Origin of the sequence: Vibrio sp. OPT18, from assembly GCF_015163615.1 — a bacterium.
GTDB lineage: Bacteria > Pseudomonadota > Gammaproteobacteria > Enterobacterales > Vibrionaceae > Vibrio > Vibrio coralliirubri.
This window is the reverse complement of sequence record NZ_JADDYK010000049.1, coordinates 24,391-43,014: the sequence shown is the minus strand read 5'-3', so window position 1 is coordinate 43,014 and position 18,624 is coordinate 24,391. Positions and strand designations below refer to the sequence as shown.

Annotated in this window: 19 protein-coding genes; 1 reads left to right on the top strand and 18 read right to left on the bottom strand. The window is 45.2% G+C overall.

The window, feature by feature from the left end; translation table 11 throughout:
• Positions 1-63: 63 nt before the first annotated feature.
• From ispG to trmJ, 14 genes are all read right to left on the bottom strand, one after another.
• On the bottom strand, positions 64-1,185 hold the full coding sequence (ispG, locus tag IQQ51_RS12405) for a flavodoxin-dependent (E)-4-hydroxy-3-methylbut-2-enyl-diphosphate synthase (protein ID WP_050619863.1): 1,122 nt from the start codon (positions 1,183-1,185) through the stop codon (positions 64-66).
• A gap of 7 nt (positions 1,186-1,192) precedes the next feature.
• Positions 1,193-2,149 carry a cytoskeleton protein RodZ gene (gene rodZ, locus IQQ51_RS12400; protein ID WP_193841231.1) on the bottom strand — a complete coding sequence of 319 codons (957 nt, stop codon included), beginning with the start codon at positions 2,147-2,149 and terminating at the stop codon, positions 1,193-1,195.
• A 440-nt stretch (positions 2,150-2,589) separates the two neighbouring features.
• Positions 2,590-3,732: a bifunctional tRNA (adenosine(37)-C2)-methyltransferase TrmG/ribosomal RNA large subunit methyltransferase RlmN gene (locus IQQ51_RS12395; RefSeq protein ID WP_017062516.1), complete on the bottom strand. Its 1,143-nt coding sequence runs from the start codon at positions 3,730-3,732 to the stop codon at positions 2,590-2,592.
• 442 nt (positions 3,733-4,174) lie between these two features.
• Positions 4,175-4,609 carry a nucleoside-diphosphate kinase gene (gene ndk, locus IQQ51_RS12390; protein ID WP_016797173.1) on the bottom strand — a complete coding sequence of 145 codons (435 nt, stop codon included), beginning with the start codon at positions 4,607-4,609 and terminating at the stop codon, positions 4,175-4,177.
• Between the two features lie 106 nt (positions 4,610-4,715).
• Positions 4,716-6,011 carry an aminopeptidase PepB gene (pepB, locus tag IQQ51_RS12385; protein ID WP_017062517.1) on the bottom strand — a complete coding sequence of 432 codons (1,296 nt, stop codon included), beginning with the start codon at positions 6,009-6,011 and terminating at the stop codon, positions 4,716-4,718.
• Positions 6,012-6,217: 206 nt separating this feature from the next.
• Positions 6,218-6,418 carry a Fe-S cluster assembly protein IscX gene (gene iscX, locus IQQ51_RS12380; protein WP_004740335.1) on the bottom strand — a complete coding sequence of 67 codons (201 nt, stop codon included), beginning with the start codon at positions 6,416-6,418 and terminating at the stop codon, positions 6,218-6,220.
• A gap of 134 nt (positions 6,419-6,552) precedes the next feature.
• A complete protein-coding gene (gene fdx, locus IQQ51_RS12375) occupies positions 6,553-6,891 on the bottom strand; it encodes an ISC system 2Fe-2S type ferredoxin (protein ID WP_010440525.1) in 339 nt (112 codons plus the stop codon).
• A gap of 20 nt (positions 6,892-6,911) precedes the next feature.
• The gene (hscA, locus tag IQQ51_RS12370; protein WP_193841230.1) at positions 6,912-8,762 is read right to left on the bottom strand and encodes a Fe-S protein assembly chaperone HscA; all 1,851 of its coding nucleotides are present in this window, start codon (positions 8,760-8,762) and stop codon (positions 6,912-6,914) included.
• A gap of 22 nt (positions 8,763-8,784) precedes the next feature.
• The gene (gene hscB, locus IQQ51_RS12365) at positions 8,785-9,300 is read right to left on the bottom strand and encodes a co-chaperone HscB (protein ID WP_048608145.1); all 516 of its coding nucleotides are present in this window, start codon (positions 9,298-9,300) and stop codon (positions 8,785-8,787) included.
• 84 nt (positions 9,301-9,384) lie between these two features.
• A complete protein-coding gene (gene iscA, locus IQQ51_RS12360; RefSeq protein WP_010440519.1) occupies positions 9,385-9,708 on the bottom strand; it encodes an iron-sulfur cluster assembly protein IscA in 324 nt (107 codons plus the stop codon).
• 97 nt (positions 9,709-9,805) lie between these two features.
• On the bottom strand, positions 9,806-10,183 hold the full coding sequence (gene iscU / locus IQQ51_RS12355; protein WP_004740340.1) for a Fe-S cluster assembly scaffold IscU: 378 nt from the start codon (positions 10,181-10,183) through the stop codon (positions 9,806-9,808).
• Between the two features lie 33 nt (positions 10,184-10,216).
• Complete coding sequence (locus IQQ51_RS12350) at positions 10,217-11,431, bottom strand: IscS subfamily cysteine desulfurase (protein ID WP_048613459.1); 1,215 nt, start codon at positions 11,429-11,431, stop codon at positions 10,217-10,219.
• A 27-nt stretch (positions 11,432-11,458) separates the two neighbouring features.
• A complete protein-coding gene (iscR, locus tag IQQ51_RS12345) occupies positions 11,459-11,980 on the bottom strand; it encodes a Fe-S cluster assembly transcriptional regulator IscR (protein ID WP_010440512.1) in 522 nt (173 codons plus the stop codon).
• Positions 11,981-12,096: 116 nt separating this feature from the next.
• Positions 12,097-12,825, bottom strand: coding sequence for a tRNA (cytosine(32)/uridine(32)-2'-O)-methyltransferase TrmJ (trmJ, locus tag IQQ51_RS12340; protein ID WP_017062835.1), 729 nt, complete (start codon positions 12,823-12,825; stop codon positions 12,097-12,099).
• A 181-nt stretch (positions 12,826-13,006) separates the two neighbouring features.
• On the opposite strand from trmJ, the gene suhB reads away from it, so the two are divergent.
• A complete protein-coding gene (gene suhB / locus IQQ51_RS12335) occupies positions 13,007-13,810 on the top strand; it encodes an inositol-1-monophosphatase (RefSeq protein ID WP_017062836.1) in 804 nt (267 codons plus the stop codon).
• A gap of 247 nt (positions 13,811-14,057) precedes the next feature.
• On the opposite strand, the gene secF is transcribed toward suhB, so the two are convergent.
• The 4 genes from secF to tgt form a co-directional block, all read right to left on the bottom strand.
• Positions 14,058-15,005 carry a protein translocase subunit SecF gene (secF, locus tag IQQ51_RS12330; protein ID WP_017062837.1) on the bottom strand — a complete coding sequence of 316 codons (948 nt, stop codon included), beginning with the start codon at positions 15,003-15,005 and terminating at the stop codon, positions 14,058-14,060.
• Between the two features lie 14 nt (positions 15,006-15,019).
• Positions 15,020-16,876, bottom strand: a complete 1,857-nt coding sequence (gene secD / locus IQQ51_RS12325; RefSeq protein WP_082154832.1) for a protein translocase subunit SecD — start codon at positions 16,874-16,876, stop codon at positions 15,020-15,022.
• A 20-nt stretch (positions 16,877-16,896) separates the two neighbouring features.
• Positions 16,897-17,226, bottom strand: a complete 330-nt coding sequence (gene yajC, locus IQQ51_RS12320) for a preprotein translocase subunit YajC (protein ID WP_010440492.1) — start codon at positions 17,224-17,226, stop codon at positions 16,897-16,899.
• A gap of 110 nt (positions 17,227-17,336) precedes the next feature.
• A complete protein-coding gene (tgt, locus tag IQQ51_RS12315) occupies positions 17,337-18,473 on the bottom strand; it encodes a tRNA guanosine(34) transglycosylase Tgt (RefSeq protein WP_017056177.1) in 1,137 nt (378 codons plus the stop codon).
• Positions 18,474-18,624 lie beyond the last annotated feature (151 nt).

Sequence of the window (18,624 nt, the reverse complement as noted above, 5' to 3'; positions counted from 1 at the left end):
ATTCCGTAATTTCTCACGACCAGGTGTTAGTGCGAATAGACAATCACACCCCATCGCGTTGTATTAATCTTCTAAGTTTTCTACATCAATGCGATTTGCTTTATCAAGCACTGACGCTTTTGCACGAATCTTAGCTTCAAGTTTGTCGACAAGGTCATCGTTGTCGAAGCGCTCTTTCTGACGCTTACCGTCTTCGTAGAAGGCACTCTTACGAGCACTACCGGCTAAACCTAAGTGAGACACTTCAGCTTCACCAGGGCCGTTAACCACACAACCGATGATTGACACATCCATTGGAGTAATCACGTCTTCTAGGCGTTCTTCAAGGGCATTAACGGTGTTAATAACATCGAACTCTTGACGAGAACAGCTTGGACACGCAATGAAGTTGATACCACGCGAACGAATGCGCAAAGATTTAAGAATATCAAAGCCAACTTTGATCTCTTCAACAGGATCAGCCGCTAGCGAGATACGCAGCGTATCGCCGATACCTTCAGAAAGAAGCATACCTAAACCTACCGCTGACTTCACAGAGCCAGCACGCGCACCACCCGCTTCGGTAATGCCAAGGTGAAGAGGTTGGTCAATCTGCTGAGCAAGTAAACGGTAAGAACCGACAGCAAGGAATACATCAGACGCCTTAACGCTGACTTTGAATTGATCAAAGTTCAGACGGTCTAGGATATCGACGTGACGCATTGCTGATTCAACAAGCGCTTCAGCTGTAGGTTCTGTGTATTTCTCTTGGATCTCTTTCTCAAGAGAACCGCCGTTAACACCAATACGAATCGGAATATTCATATCACGTGCACAATCAACAACTGAGCGGATACGGCTTTCGTTACCGATGTTACCTGGGTTGATACGCAGACAGTCAACGCCGTATTCCGCCACTTTAAGTGCGATACGGTAGTCGAAGTGAATATCAGCAACCAAAGGAACAGAGACCTGCTGCTTGATTAGCTTAAAGGCTTCAGCGGCATCCATAGTCGGTACAGATACGCGAACGATATCAGCGCCAACTTTTTCCAGAGCTCTAATTTGAGCAACGGTCGCGGCTACATCTGTTGTTCTTGTGTTGGTCATGGATTGCACAGCAATTGGTGCACCATCACCGATCGGCACATCACCCACATAAATACGGGTTGATTTGCGACGAATAATAGGAGATTCGTGTTGCATATTAACTCTAAGGTAAGGTTATTCTAGCTACTTTGCCTGAAGTATACCCAGAAAGGTCGACAGGTTCACTTGCAAATGTCATTGATACGCCTTCTGGCGCACCTAGAATCACTTTATATGGCGCAGTTCCTGATAGATTTAACGACTGACCTGCTTTTTTGATGCCAGTCGACAGGGTTTTACCCGTCGCATCTTTTACTTGAATCCAGCAATCAGCAGTGAACTGCATCACTAGCTCGTTAGCCACAGCTTCAGGAGCAGTACTTGCTTCAACCGCTTCTGTATTAGCAGCGACTTCAGCAGTTGGTTCTGTCTCTGTTGCTTGCTGTGCCGGAGTTTCGTCAGCTGGAGTAACAGCATCTGAAGTATCTTCCGCATCGCTTATCGCAGCAAGGCCTTCAGTACCTTCAACAACAGAAGCACCCGATTCATTTTGTTCAGCTTCAATCACTTCTAAAGATGTGAATTCAGGGGCAAGTGATTCTTCTACCGCTAGTTCTTCTGAGCTTTCAGTATTCGCTAAAGATTGAGATAGGGTGTCTTGCTGTTGGTTCTGCCACCACCAAAGTGAGGAGATACCCGCAATGACCGCAAAAATGCTCCAAGTCAGGATCATAATACGGCTGTTGTGCTTCTCGGTTTTGGTCTTACGAGAAAAACTCAGCATTTCTTGCTCTTGATGCTGAGCATCACCGGCATGATGCAGCGCACTCAATACGACTTTTTCGTCAAGATTGACGTATTTCGCGTATGAACGAATATAGCCACGCATAAACGTCGCCACTTGATCTGACTCGAATTGGTTTTCTTCAATTTGTTGGATCAGCGTAACGCGAAGTTTCAAGCGATCAGAAATCTGCTTTTGCGTTAAACCAAGAGATTCTCGTTTGTTCTTAAGCAGCGTTCCCGCTTCCAAAGCTGGAGCTACGTTTTCTTGCGCTTGTGTATCTTGTTCTGTGTTCATAGAGAGTGAACTTCTAAAGTATTATCGCAGGTTGAGGAGAGCGTTTTCTTATTGTCGTTTAAGCTCAATCTAACAACCCACGTTATGTGGAATTTTTCCTGCTATCTAAATCATCAACCCTTAAAGGCGAACATCATTCATTTGTTATGGATGACCTTCTCAGGAAGCTAGTTTATCAAGTAGCCAACCTAAATAGACATATTGATGATCAGTAGCAAGCGAGCACTTAAATTAATTTAAGATTAGTTAATCATAAGCTAATGCCATTACAAGGCAAAAACACTTTAAACAAAATTTACCGTCAGCTCATGGTTTTGTCCAAAATTTGACGAAAAATGTAAGAAAGCGTGGGCAAGAAGTCCAAAAAATCAAAAACTGTACCCCAGAAAAGCAACAAGCCAGAAGTAAGACTTCTGGCTTGTTTAGGTTCTAATCGCGTTTTATACCGCTTTTACTTCAATCACACCACCGGCAATCAAGTTCGCTTCAGAGGCGGCTTTAAGCATTTTAGTACGCTTGGTTCTGTCAATCACATCACCGACTAATTGGCCACACGCGGCATCAATATCATCACCACGAGTTTTACGAACCGTTACTGTGTAGTTGTATTCCATCAGCGTTTTTTGGAAGCGATCAATACGAGAGTTGCTTGGCTTCTTATAAGGCGAACCCGGGTAAGGGTTAAATGGAATCAAGTTGATCTTACAAGGCGTCTCTTTCATTAGCTCTGCAAGTTCACGTGCGTGGTCCATATCATCATTCACATGATCCAATAGCACGTACTCAACCGTTACTTTACCGCGGTTAGCATTTGAAGACGCAATGTAACGACGAACAGATGCTAGGAAGTCTTGGATATCCCAACGATCGTTGATCGGCATGATTTGGCTACGTAGTGCATCGTTTGGCGCATGTAGAGAAATAGCCAATGCGACATCGATGTTGTCTGTCATTTGGTCAAGGCCAGAAACAACACCAGAAGTTGATACAGTTACACGACGCTTAGACAGTGCGAAACCTAGATCATCAAGCATGATTTCTAATGATGGCATTAGGTTCTTCATGTTCAATAGAGGCTCGCCCATCCCCATCATTACAACGTTAGTAATTGGACGGCGACCGGTTTCTTTTTCTAGGCCGATTTCGCGAGATGCACGCCAGATTTGGCCAACAATCTCTGAAACTTTTAGGTTACGGTTAAAGCCTTGTTGAGCTGTAGAGCAGAACTTACATTCAAGTGCACAACCAACCTGTGAAGATACACATAACGTCGCACGGTCACCATCTGGGATGTATACCGTTTCAACGTCTTGGTCGCCAACGCTCATCGCCCATTTAATTGTGCCATCTGAAGAGTGTTGAGCTTCAGAAACAACAGGTGCAACAATCTCACAGCGACGTTGAAGTTTCTCACGTAACTTTTTGTTGATGTTGTTCATTTGTTCGAAGTCATCGACACCGAAGTGATAAATCCACTTCATCACTTGCTCTGCTCGAAACGCTTTCTCATTCAGTTCTTCTGTGAAAAATTTACGAAGACCTTTACGATCAAAATCGAGTAGATTGACTTTAGCTGTGGTCATGATGCCTCTCAATGACGGAACAATAATTAAGGGCGCGAATTGTACAGGCTTTACGCAACTTCAACAAGCATTGTAAAACCCTGTGTTTATTAAGACATTCAAACTTAAGCGATTAAAATTTGAACAATTGTATTTATGGGCCTGAGATTACCCAATTTAAACAAAAGATTCCCGATTACACTCCTCCGTCGCTTTCGGGAATGACGTAAATACTCACCAATTGCTCGGTAATATTTACCACGAGATTATAGCTCCAAAACTCCCCGTCATTCCAGAACCGAGGGACGAGGTATCTGGAATCTCCAACAGCTAACAGAGATTCCCGATTACGCTCCTTCGTCGCTTTCGAGAATGACGACTAAATTGATTATCGAGAGCGTAAAATCCACTTACAAAAAAGGCCTCACCGAAGTGAAGCCTTTAGAATCATTTGCTGTGCCGATTATTGAGCTGGGCGTGGGCAAATTTCAGATTCTGGGAAGAAGAATTCGATTTCGCGAGCTGCAGACTCAGGGCTGTCGCTGCCGTGTACTGAGTTGTAACGCATGCTAATTGCGTAGTCAGCACGGATAGTGCCGCAAGCCGCTTCTTCTGGGTTTGTTTTGCCCATAAGCTCACGGTAACGAGCGATAGCGTTTTCGCCTTCAAGCACTTGAACCATGATAGGACCAGAAGTCATAAACTCTTTAAGAGCTGGGAAGAACTCTTTGCCTTCGTGTTCAGCGTAGAAGCCACTCGCTTGCTCTTCAGTAAGACGAACCATCTTAGCAGCAATAATTTCTAGGCCTGCTTTTTCGATACGGTGGTAGATTTCACCAACAAGGTTACGCTTAACTGCATCCGGCTTAACAATTGAGAACGTTCTTTCTAGAGCCATAGGGATTCCTTCACTTCATTTTTTTGTTATTAAATACTGAAATTACTGAGATCTTTCGATCTGAGCTTTATGAATGAGCGGCACAAAATACCGCTCATCCTTATTATTATTTTGCTTGGTCGATAAGAAGACGAGCCAATGTGCGAACACCCATACCCGTTGCGCCTGCCGCCCACTTGTCACTTGCTGACTTACGGTAAGTACCCGCGCAATCCATATGAATCCAACCTTTCTTGTAGTCATCTACAAAGTAAGAAAGGAATGCCGCTGCTGTACTTGCACCCGGTGTGTAATCGCCTGTGCTGATATTTGAAAGATCAGCAAAGTTTGAAGGCAACATACCACGGTGGAAATCAGCAAGAGGCAATGGCCATAGGCCTTCTTTCTCTTGGTTTGCCGCCGTTAGCGCTTGGTGAGATAACTCATCATCGAAGCTTAATAGTGCGTGGTAGTCGTTACCTAGTGCGTTTTTAGCCGCGCCTGTTAGCGTTGCACAGTCGATGATCAGCTCAGGGCTTTGTGCACTTGCGTACATTAGGCCATCAGCCAGCACCAAGCGACCTTCCGCATCGGTGTTCATGATCTCAACTGTCTTACCATTTTTGTAGGTAATGATATCGCCAAGCTTCAATGCGCGACCAGAGATCATGTTCTCAGCGCAACATAGAATAAGCTTGATGCGCTTGTTCAGGCCACGTTCAATCGCAAGACCTAAACCACCCGTAATCGTTGCTGCGCCACCCATGTCAGCTTTCATTGCTGTCATGAATTGGCCTGGTTTGATGCTGTAACCGCCCGAATCGAACGTAATACCTTTACCGACTAAACAAGCAAATACAGGTGCGTTTTCGTCGCCAGTTGGGTTGAAGTCCAGTTGCAACATTGCTGATGTGCGCTCAGAGCCACGGCCGACCGCGTAGATGCCTTCCCAACCCTCAGTTAGTAGATCCTTGTCTTTAACGATCTTCGCTTTAACAGTGCCCGCTGGCGCCACTGACTTGATATATTCAGCAGCCATGGTCGCAAGTTGGCGAGGTGCCACTTCTTCAGCGGTTTTATTGATAATGTCACGCGTCCAGTCAGTCGCGCGAATACGAGCTTCAAGCTCAGTTTGATCGGCTTCTGAAAGTGCATCCCATTCCAATGCATTCTTTTTCTTTGGTCCACGGTAGCCTTGGTAGAAAGCCCAAACGCTTTCTAGATCCCAACCTTCACCACGAAGTGAAACGAATGCGATACCTTGTCCGTCAAGCGTACGACCCGCACGCTGAACTGCGCCTAGATCATGGCCTTCACCAATGTGAATTGTCGCTCCCGCTTCTGAGAACGATAAAATAGCTCTTGCTCCCCACTGAGGCTGGGCAGCTTCTTGACTTAAAAATACTGACATCTGTGTAGACATGATTTCTCCTTGTCATGAACCACTTTGGGTGTGTGATTCTGATTATTTTTTATTAGCGCACTGATGTTAGCATTATGTAGGAGGAAAATGTCATTTTGATAAAAAAACGGACCATAAGGTCCGCTTTTTTTAGTAAGAATTGTTAACTTGGCTGCGTTTTATATTGGACTGATACCAACTCGCAACCAAATCATCAGACAAGAGGATTAATCCATCTCATCCATCCAGCACAAAATAATAGCCTCTAAGATTTTCTCATTCGAGTGGTTAGGCTCGTCGTCGAACTCTTCAAGGTCTAGCACCCATTGATGCAGATCGGTAAAACGTACCGTTTTAGGATCAGTATCAGGGTACAAATCACATAGCTCAATTGCGATATCTCGCGAATCAATCCACTTCAAGCTCATAACACTTCCTTATATTTATCAGCGACGCTCTGTCACCTTTATGATCTATATTCTAGGCCAGTTTTCTTAGTATGTTTGTCTAAGCAATAACTCTCTCAGTCATCGCTGTATTAGCCATGACTGAGAACTGGTTCTTAATGGTCTTCAGAAGCCAGGTTCAACGTGTACTTTGGAATCTCTACAACAAGATCCGTATCAGCCACTTTAGCTTGGCAACCCAGGCGAGATTCCATCTCTAAGCCCCATGCTTTATCTAGCATGTCGTCTTCTAGATCATCACTCTCTTCTAAAGAATCAAAACCTTCACGAATCACAACGTGACATGTTGTACATGCACACGATTTTTCACATGCGTGTTCAATACCAATACCGGCCTTCAGTGCAACATCAAGAACCGTCTCACCAGTTTTTGCTTCTAAAACAGCGCCTTCTGGACATAGATCTTCGTGAGGTAAAACAATAATCTTTGGCATGTTTATCTATTCTCTAACTATTAAATATTATCGACTGACTGACCTGACAGTGCAGCACGAATTGATTTATCCATACGACGAGAAGCAAAGTCTTGGCTCGCTTTGTCGGTATTCTTAATTTCTAGTTCAATGGCATCTGCATTGTCGCCATTGCGCACTTCAATCAATGCTTCAATCGCTTGAACAAGTTGTTGTTTTCCTTGTTCATCAAGCAGCTCGTCACCATCGGCTTGCATTGCAGCAATAAGGCCTTCGATAACGCGATCCGCTTCTACTCGTTGCTCAGCCAGAGCACGCGCTTGCATGTCTTCTTTTGCAAACGTCATCGAGTCTTTCAGCATGCTAGCCACTTCGTTGTCGCTCAGACCGTAAGATGGCTTAACTTGGATTTCAGCTTGAACGCCAGTGCTCTTCTCCATTGCGGTAACCGATAGCAGGCCATCAGCATCCACTTGGTAAGTAACACGAATATGAGCAGCACCTGCAGTCATCGGCGGGATGCCTTTCAGAGCAAATCGAGCCAGTGAACGACAGTCATCGACCATCTCACGTTCACCTTGAACGGTGTGTACTGTCATTGCAGTTTGACCGTCTTTGAACGTGGTAAATTCTTGTGCGCGAGCAACTGGGATCGTGGTATTACGAGGGATGATCTTTTCTACCAAGCCGCCCATAGTTTCGATACCAAGAGACAGAGGGATAACGTCCAGTAGTAGCATTTCAGAGTCAGGCTTATTACCGACTAAGATATCCGCTTGAATCGATGCACCAATCGCAACCACTTCATCAGGGTTAATGCTGGTTAGTGGCGTACGACCAAAGAAGTCACCGACCATTTCACGCACAAGTAATGTGCGAGTTGAACCGCCGACCATCACGACTTCTATAACTTCATCCGCGTCTACTTCCGCATCTTTTAGTGCACGACGGCATGAAAGCAGTGTTTTCTTAACGAGCGGTTTGATGATCTCTTCAAACTCTTCACGAGTTAATGAACCAGACCAATCGAGTACGTCAACATCAACGCTTTCCGCTTCAGATAAGCCAATCTTCGCTTCTGTTGCGGCGTCTAGAAGAATACGATTCTGTTCTGCTGTTAGCTCTGATAAGCCCATTTGTTCTTGGAAATGATCCGCAACTAAATGGTCAAAGTCGTCGCCGCCTAATGCAGAGTCACCACCTGTTGCTAAAACTTCGAAGACACCTTTAGATAGGCGTAGGATAGAGATATCAAACGTACCACCACCTAAGTCATAAACAGCAATTACCCCTTCTTTACCTGAATCCAGGCCGTAAGCAATCGCAGCTGCAGTCGGTTCATTAAGAAGACGTAACACGTGAAGACCAGCAAGTTGCGCCGCGTCTTTCGTACCAGCACGCTGTGCATCATCAAAGTAAGCAGGAACGGTAATAACAGCACCAGATAGCTCACCACCGAGTGTTGACTCAGCACGTTGACCTAGCGCTCGCAGGATGTCTGCAGATACTTGAATTGGGTTCTTGTTACCTTGCTCTGTGCGAATCACAGGCAAACCATTATCACTTTCTTCAAATTGATATGGCAGAGATGGGTATCGCTGTTGAATATCTGACAGTGAACGACCGATTAGTCGCTTAACTGAGATAATGGTATTTTTAGGATCAGTCTGTGCATTTGCACGAGCTTCATCACCAGTCGTGTACGACTCTGACGTATAGTGAACAACGGAAGGAAGAATACTGCGACCTTGTTGATCAACCAGTGTGCCCGCCTCACCACTGCGCACTGCCGCAACCAATGAGTTTGTTGTACCTAAATCAATACCTACAGCAAGCTTGTGCTGGTGAGGAGCGGCGCTTTGCCCTGGTTCTGCAATCTGAAGTAGTGCCATGGATGTGTCCTTGTTATACGAACTAGCCGATCAGACGATCTTCAACTAACTCGATTTCATTCTTTAATTTTGCAATAAACTTAAGCTTTCTTACTCGGTCTGCAGCTTCTAACCAAGCCTCACTGTCTAGTTCTTGTTGGATAGCGCTTAATTGTTGTTTATACATTTTGCTAACCTTTCCTTCAAATGCAAACAAAGCATCTTCAGGATCAGAACTGTCGGCGATGTCTTCAAGCTCTTCGCGCAATTCCATTTGCTCCATCAAGAACATAGGATCTTGCAGAGTCTGCTGCTCACCACGAATATCCTCACCATGTTGCACTAACAGGTATTCAGCTCGGCTGATTGGATTCTTCAACACCTGATACGCATCATTAATTTGCGCAGCTTTTTGCACGGCTAACAGGCGATCACGCTCAGAAGCTGTGGCAAATTTATCAGGGTGGAATTGGCGTTGCAGATCTCTAAACTGAGAAGAAAGAAGGCTACCATCCAGTTGAAACTGAAGTGGTAGCCCAAATAATTCGAAATGATTCATGTAACGGTGGTCCTAAGTTTAGGCTCTTCAATCAGAGCCTAATTTTATTCTTCGCTCACTATAAACGCTTAACGATTGAAGCGTTTATACGTTGAAGCTCTCACCACAACCACATTCGCCTTTCGCGTTAGGGTTGTTGAATTCAAAACCTTCGTTTAGGCCTTCTTTTACGTAATCAAGCTCAGTACCGTCTAGGTAAACTAGGCTCTTTGGATCAATGATGACCTTAACACCTGAATGCTCGAACACTTCGTCTTCTTCGTTAAGCTCGTCAACGAATTCTAGTACATACGCCATACCCGAACAGCCAGTAGTTTTTACCGCTAAGCGCAACCCGATACCTTTACCTCGGTTATCTAGGAAAGCTTGAACTCGGCTTGCTGCCGTATCTGTCATGGTGATGGCCATACTACAACCTTGTGTTTTATATAAATTGAGAACTCAGGGGGAGCACAAAGGATGCTCCCAAATATTGCTTATTTTTTGTGATTACTTAGTGAAACGATTAACGCTTCTTTTTGTAATCCGCAACTGCTGCTTTGATTGCATCTTCAGCAAGAATTGAACAGTGAACTTTCACTGGTGGCAACTCTAACTCTTCTGCGATTTCAGAGTTTTTGATAGCCGCTGCTTCATCAATACTTTTACCTTTAACCCACTCAGTTACTAGTGAGCTAGAAGCGATTGCGCTACCGCAGCCGTAAGTTTTGAATTTTGCATCTTCGATAATGCCTTCTGGCGTTACCTTGATTTGCAGTTTCATTACGTCACCACAAGCTGGTGCGCCAACCATGCCGCTACCTACACTTGGGTCTTCTTTATCAAACGAACCTACGTTACGTGGGTTTTCGTAGTGATCAATTACTTTTTCGCTATATGCCATGATAGTTACCTCGAATCCTCTATTTCCGTGAGATTAGTGATGAGCCCACTCAACAGTGTTCAAATCAATCCCTTCTTTATACATATCCCATAGAGGAGACATGTCGCGTAATTTGTTTACCGCTACACGAATTTGTGCAATCGCGTAGTCGATTTCTTCTTCCGTTGTGAAACGGCCGAATGAGAAACGTACTGAGCTGTGCGCCAGTTCATCGTTCAGACCAAGAGCACGTAGAACGTATGAAGGCTCTAGGCTTGCTGATGTACATGCAGAACCTGATGATACCGCTAGGTCTTTTAGAGACATAAGCAGAGACTCACCTTCAACGAAAGCGAAGCTCACGTTTAGGTTGTGTGGTACACGTTGGTCTAGGTCGCCGTTTACCGTTACCGCTTCTAGATCTTGAACACCTTTCAATAGGCGCTCACGAAGTGCTAGTGCGTGATCGTAATCTTTCTGCATGTCTTGTTTAGCGATGGCAAAAGCTTCGCCCATACCCACGATTTGGTGAGTAGCAAGAGTACCAGAACGGAAACCACGCTCATGACCGCCACCGTGCATTTGCGCTTCTAGGCGAATACGTGGCTTACGACGAACGTACAAAGCACCGATGCCTTTAGGGCCGTATGCTTTGTGTGCAGACATAGAGATAAGGTCTACCTTCATCTCTTTTACGTCTAGTGGGATTTTACCCGCAGACTGCGCCGCATCAACGTGGAAGATGATCTTGCGTGCACGACATAATTCGCCGATTGCAGAGATATCTTGGATTACACCAATCTCGTTGTTTACGTGCATGATAGAAACTAGAACAGTATCTTCACGCATTGCAGCTTGTAGCTTGTCTAGATCGATGATGCCGTTAGCTTCTGGCTCAAGGTATGTCACCTCAAAACCTTCACGCTCTAGTTGGCGACATGGATCAAGAACCGCTTTGTGTTCTGTTTTGCACGTGATTACATGCTTACCTTTCTTCTCGTAAAAGTGCGCTGCACCTTTGATAGCAAGGTTATCTGACTCTGTAGCACCTGACGTGAAAACAATCTCACGTGGGTCTGCATTTAGTAGATCGGCAATTTGCTCACGAGCATTATCTACTGATTCTTCTGCCTGCCAGCCGTAACGGTGTGAACGAGATGCAGGGTTACCGAAGTTACCGTCCATCGTCATGCACTGAACCATTTTCTCAGCAACACGTGGATCGACTGGGCATGTAGCTGAATAGTCAAAGTAAATAGGCAGTTTCATTTTCTACTCCAATGTAAAAACTGACCGCTAAGAGCGGGCATTAACACCGTGAGGTGCTGCACTAATCGTTGTAGTGCTCGTATTTTTATGTGCAAAACCATTATTAACCGCAAGATCGATATCTTGACGATCAGAAATCTCTAAAACTTCGTTATCTTTCATTAGCTCACCGAGCGTAATGTCGTTTAAGAAGCTGCTGATTCGGGAGCTTAAATCACGCCATAAAGTGTGAGTTAAACAACGACTGCCACCTTGGCAATCTGCTCGACCGTGACACTTAGTTGCATCAACTGATTCGTCTACTGCAGCAATTACAGTTCCGACAGCAATGTCGCTCGCTTCAGCACCTAAACGGTAACCACCGCCAGGGCCACGAACACTAGCAACTAAGCCAGCTTTACGTAACTTAGAAAATAGCTGTTCTAAGTAAGATAGCGAGATGCCTTGTCGCTCTGAAATATCAGCCAGAGGAACTGGGCTTTTTTGCGAATGCAGTGCTACATCTAGCATAGCTGTTACCGCATATCTTCCTTTAGATGTAAGTTTCATATCACACCGTATCCACATTGTTTATGTGGTTGGAATCTTCCCATACCCGACTAAACTGGTCAAGTATTTAGTTGACTATTTTAGTCAGGTATTCACCCTTAGGGTTTGTACGGGCTTTATTTGTCGTTTTTGCTCTTCTCAATTGAAGTCAAAATGCCGCGTAGAGTGTTGATCTCTTGCAGCTCTGGACGAGCTCGACTGAACAGACGACGTAGCTTATTCATCACCTGACCCGGCTTATCCTTAGAGATAAATTGGGTATCAATGATCACTTTTTCAAGGTGCTCGTAGAACATTTCTAGTTCTTCGTGACGAGGGTACTCATCTTGTTGCTGTGGCTGATATTGACTAGCGACCATATCAAGGTGGGCTACACGCACTTCGTAGCTCAGAGTCTGCACTGCCATTGCTAGATTTAGCGAGCTGTATTCAGGGTTAGCTGGGATACATACATGGAAGTGGCACTTCTGAAGCTCATCGTTAGTTAAGCCAGTACGCTCGCGGCCGAACACTAATGCGACAGGGTGCTTTTGACCTTCAATCGCAAACTTTTGTCCACACTCACGAGGCTCAAGCATTGGCCATTCCAGCGTACGTGAACGTGCACTCGAACCAACCACTAAACCACAGTCTTTTACAGCTTCGTCCAGTGTAGAAACGATGGTCGCGTTTTCTGCGATGTCACCTGCACCCGCAGCCAGTGCTAAGGTCTGCTCGTCAACTTCACATTGAGGGTCTACAAGAACCAATTGACTCAAACCCATCACTTTCATTGCGCGAGCTGCTGATCCGATATTTCCCGAATGAGACGTACCAACCAGAACGACTTTTACATTGTCTAACATGCTATATGACACCACTTTAAAAATAATCGCGAGATATTAACACATAGCAAAGTAAAATGGTCAGACCCTTCGCGTAATGTGAAACCAAGAGTTCAAAAAATAACCACTTCCCTTTTGGTAAAACTTTGGTATACTCGCCGCCGCTTTAAATTGTTCTTTAACATCTTGTGGGAAAAACCATATGCATCCAATGCTAAACATTGCGATACGCGCTGCGCGTAAAGCTGGCAACCATATTGCTAAATCTCTAGAAACAACTGATAAGATCGAATCGTCTCTAAAAGGTAACAACGATTACGTTACTAACATTGCTCAAGAAGCTGAGTACATGATCATTGAGACAATCAAAGCATCTTACCCAGAGCACAGCATTATTTCTGAAGAGAAAGGCCTGACTGAAGGTAAAGACTCTGATGTACAATGGATCGTTGACCCACTAGATGGCACCAACAACTTTGTAAAAGGTTTCCCTCACTTCTCTGTATCTATCGCTGTTCGCATGAACGGTCGTACAGAAGTTGCTTGTGTTTATGACCCAATGCTAAACGAGCTATTCACAGCTCAACGTGGCGCTGGCGCTCAACTTAACAACGCTCGTATGCGTGTTACTCAACTAAAAGACCTTCAAGGTACTGTTCTAGCGACTGGTTTCCCATTCAAGCAAAAACAACACTCTGAATCTTTCATGAAGATCATCTCTGGTCTATTCATCGACTGTGCTGACTTCCGTCGTACTGGTTCTCCTGCTCTTGACCTATGTTACCTAGCAGCTGGCCGTGTTGATGGTTACCTAGAACTTGGCCTTAAGCCATGGGATCTAGCAGCTGGCGATCTAATCGCTCGTGAAGCTGGTGCTATCATGACTGACTTTGCTGGCGGTACTGATTACATGACTTCTGGTAATGTTGTTGCTTCAAGCGCACGTGGTGTTAAGTCTATTCTTAAGCACGTTCGCGAGAACGCTAATGAAGGTATGCTGAAGTAATTCAGACCTTACGTTAACGCTCCCTGTTTCAAGGGCGCATAGAAATTCCAAAGCCTCGCTATATAGCGAGGCTTTTTTGTATCTGCGATTTGAGATACGAGATACGAGCAAGATGGCGGTTAGTAGCGATGAGCACAGCGCACTTCGCCGATAAATTACGTTGAGTTTATCGACAGAATACAGACGTAAAAAAACCGCTAGTTGCCTAGCGGTTTTTTTGGTTTAGCGAAATTTATTAAGCCAAGGCCTAAGGCATCTCGTCAAACTCTTCACCTTCTTTGTCCACTTGTGGTGGCATTAGGTGTTCACGCGTAATACCCAACTTCATCGCTAGTGCAGATGCAACGTAGATAGAAGAGTAAGTACCAACCGTAATACCCAGTAGAAGTGCAGTCGCGAAGCCGTGGATCATAGCGCCGCCCTGAACGAACAGTGCGATAACTACGAATAACGTTGTACCAGAAGTGATCAATGTACGGCTCAATGTTTGTGTGATTGAGCTGTTCAGTACTTCAGGCGCTTCACCCTTACGCATCTTACGGAAGTTCTCACGAATACGGTCGAATACAACGATGGTATCGTTGAGGGAGTAACCGACGACCGTTAGCAAGGCTGCTACGATGGTAAGGTCGACCTCAATTTGCATTAGAGAGAACACACCAAGTGTGATGATAACATCGTGCGCCAGTGCTAATACCGCACCCGCAGCCAAACGCCACTCGAATCGCACTGATACGTAGATCAAGATACAGATAAGAGAAACAAGGATAGCAAGGCCACCCGCTTCTGTTAATTCGTCACCCACGTTAGGACCAACGAACTCGATACGACGCATTTCAACTTGCTCACCAGTACCATTCTCAATTGCAGAAAGGATTTGGTTACCAAGCGTTTCGCCCGCTACGCCATCACGTGGACGTAAACGAACCATCACATCACGAGCTGAACCGAAGTTCTGTACCGTTGCATCACCAAAGCCTTCGGCTTCTAGTGCACTACGAATATCAGGAAGGTGTGCCGGTTGTTCAAAACCAACTTCAATCAGAGTACCGCCAGTAAAATCTAGACCCCAGTTCAACGATTTCGTTGTTAGGGTGAAGATAGCAGTACCAATCATCAAGATAGAAAAAACAAAGGCAACCTTTGACCAACGCATAAAGTCGATCATTTTGTCTGCTTTTAGAATCTGAAACATATTAATTCCTAGCCTTAGATCGACAGTTTTTTAACGCGTTTGCCGCCATACATCAGGTTCACGATACAACGTGTTCCGACAATAGCTGTAAACATTGAAGTCAAGATACCGATAGACAGCGTTACCGCGAAGCCTTTGATAGCACCAGTACCCACAGCAAATAGAATGATTGCTGTTAGTAGTGTGGTGATGTTGGCATCGGCGATTGTGCTGAATGCGTTCGCGTAACCTTGGTGAATAGCTTGTTGTGGACTACGTCCATCTCGAAGCTCTTCACGTATCCGCTCAAAGATCAGAACGTTCGCATCAACCGCCATACCGACCGTTAATACGATACCGGCAATACCTGGTAGGGTCATGGTAGCCCCCGGAATCATCGACATAACACCGATAATCAACACCAAGTTAGCCATTAGCGCAACGTTCGCAATCAGACCAAAGCTACGGTAGTAAAGCAGCGTAAACAGCATTACAGCAGCCATACCCCAAACCATCGCCATGATACCCATATCGATGTTTTGCTGACCCATAGATGGACCAATGGTACGTTCTTCTACAATCGAGATAGGCGCAATCAACGCACCAGCACGCAGTAGAAGTGCCAAGTTATGAGCTTCAGCCGTTGAGTCAATACCAGTAATACGGAAGTTACGGCCTAGCGCAGATTGAATCGTCGCTTGGTTAATCACTTCTTCGTGCTTACTTAAGATAACTCGACCTTCCGGTGTTTTACGACCGCTGTCTTTGTACTCTGCAAATACCGTTGCCATTAGCTTACCGATATTCTGACGAGAGAATGCAGACATCTTGCTACCACCTTCGCTGTCTAGCGAGATGTTAACTTGAGGACGACCATATTCATCAACACTTGAGCTTGCATCAGTAATACTTGAACCGCCTAGAATAACGCGCTTCTTAAGTACCACAGGACGACCATCACGATCTTGCTTGATTTCGCTACCCGCAGGGGCACGACCAGAAGCGGCAGCGGCTAAATCAGCACTGCTATCCACTTCACGGAACTCAAGCGTCGCGGTAGCACCAAGGATTTCTTTAGCGCGAGCCGTGTCTTGAACACCAGGCAACTCAACTACGATACGGCTAGAACCTTGACGTTGAACCAAAGGTTCAGCAACACCAAGTTCGTTTACACGGTTACGTAGAATGGTAATGTTTTGCTCAACCGCGTAGTTACGGATTTCTTGAAGGCGAGCCTCTGTAAAGCTTGCAACCAAAGAGAAACGGCCGTTAGATTCAGAATCTACAAACGTCATATCTTGGTGCTTAGATTGCAGTAGCGATTTCGCTTCAGCAAGCTGCTCTTCGTTACGTAGAATCACTTCAACCGCATCTTTACCAGATGGGCGAATCGCACGGTAACGGATTTTCTCTTCACGAAGTTCACTACGGAATGCTTCTTCTTGTTGGCCAACCAGCTTTTGCATCGCAGCGTCCATATCCACTTCCATTAAGAAGTGAACACCACCACGTAGGTCAAGACCAAGTTTCATTGGTGCAGCACCAATAGATTCAAGCCAATTAGGAGTTGAAGCCGCTAGGTTTAAAGCAACGATAACGTCATCGCCTAGTGCTTCTGTGATGATATCACGGGCACTAATTTGCGTATCTGTGTCGTTAAAGCGAACAAGAATGGAACCGTCTTCGAGAGCAACGGATTTAGTAGAAAGGTTTTCTGCTTCAAGAGCATTGGTGACAGCATCCAGCGTAGACATATCTACAGAGGCGCCGCGCGCCCCTGTAACTTGAACTGCCGGATCTTCACCGTATATATTTGGAAGTGCGTACAACGCAGCGATAGCGATGGCAAACACCACCATCAAATACTTCCATAACGGGTAACGGTTTAGCACAGCGAGGATCCTCTAGCTGTTTATAGAGATTTCAGAGTACCTTTTGGTAGCACTGCTGTAACGAAGTCTTTCTTGATAACTACTTCGTTGTTTGCGTTCAGTTCGATAGCAACGTAGTCGCTGTCTTCAGCAATCTTAGTGATCTTGCCAATTAGGCCGCCGCTTGTAAGAACTTCATCGCCTTTGCCCATAGAAGACATAAGGTTCTTGTGCTCTTTAACACGCTTAGCTTGTGGACGGTAGATCATGAAGTAGAAGATCACAGCGAACATACCTAGCATGATAAGCATTTCGAAACCGCCGCCTGCTGGTGCACCTTCTGCTGCTGCGTGAGCTTGAGAAATAAACATTTAAAACATCCTCTATTATATTTTCGTAATTGTTTGTCTAATTGGGTCGCATCCCTTTATTTTCAAGCCCCATCACTCGGAAGAGAGATAGGGCTCGCAAAAAAGAAATACTAAGATTCTTTACCTAGTGGTGGCACTTCACGCCCCATTCTTGCGTAGAACTCTGCAACGAACTCTTCAAAGCGGTCTTCATCGATAGACTGACGAATGTCTGACATTACTCGTTGGTAGAAACGCAAGTTATGAATCGTGTTCAGTCGAGCACCTAGGATTTCGTTACAACGATCCAGATGGTGTAAGTACGACTTGCTGTAGTTCTTACAAGTGTAACAGTCACACTCTGAATCTAGTGGTGTTGTATCGGTTTTATGCTTCGCATTACGGATCTTGATCACACCTTCAGTCACAAACAGGTGGCCGTTACGTGCATTTCGCGTTGGCATTACACAGTCAAACATGTCGATACCGCGACGAACACCTTCAACCAAGTCTTCAGGTTTGCCTACGCCCATTAGGTAACGTGGCTTATCTTCTGGCAGTTGAGGACATGTGTGCTCAAGAATACGGTGCATATCTTCTTTTGGTTCGCCTACTGCTAGGCCACCTACTGCGTAACCGTCAAAACCAATTTCAGTTAGGCCTTTAACGGATACATCACGAAGGTCTTCGTACACGCCACCTTGAACGATGCCGAACAGTGAGTTCGGGTTTTCAAGTTTGTCGAAGTGGTTACGTGAACGCTCAGCCCAACGAAGAGACATCTCCATTGAGTCTTTTGCTTCTTTGTGTGTCGCAGGGTAAGGCGTACACTCATCGAAGATCATTACGATGTCTGAACCTAAATCTTTTTGGATTTCCATAGACTTCTCAGCGTCCATAAAGATCTTGTCACCGTTTACAGGGTTACGGAAATGAACACCCTCTTCAGTGATTTTACGCATTGCACCTAGGCTGAATACTTGGAAACCGCCTGAATCAGTCAGGATAGGACCGTGCCAGTTCATAAAATCGTGCAGGTCACCGTGCATTTTCATGATTTCTTGACCAGGACGTAGCCATAGGTGGAATGTGTTACCTAATAGGATTTCAGCACCTGTATCTTTTACTTCTTCAGGTGTCATACCTTTAACAGTACCGTAAGTACCTACAGGCATGAATGCTGGGGTTTCAACGGTACCGCGTTCAAACTGAAGTTGACCACGACGTGCGCCGCTATTAGTTTTTTTAAGTTCGTATTTTAATTTCACGAAGCCTCCAATATGCCAGAGAAACAATCTGACTGTTAATTCAGAACCTTAGGCCAAACAAAAGTTCAGTCTAGTGGGTTCTATGAGGAGCGGTCGCGTATTCCTTGCGAGAGATTAGACAGACACCCTGCCCGACTCCTAGCTTACTGCT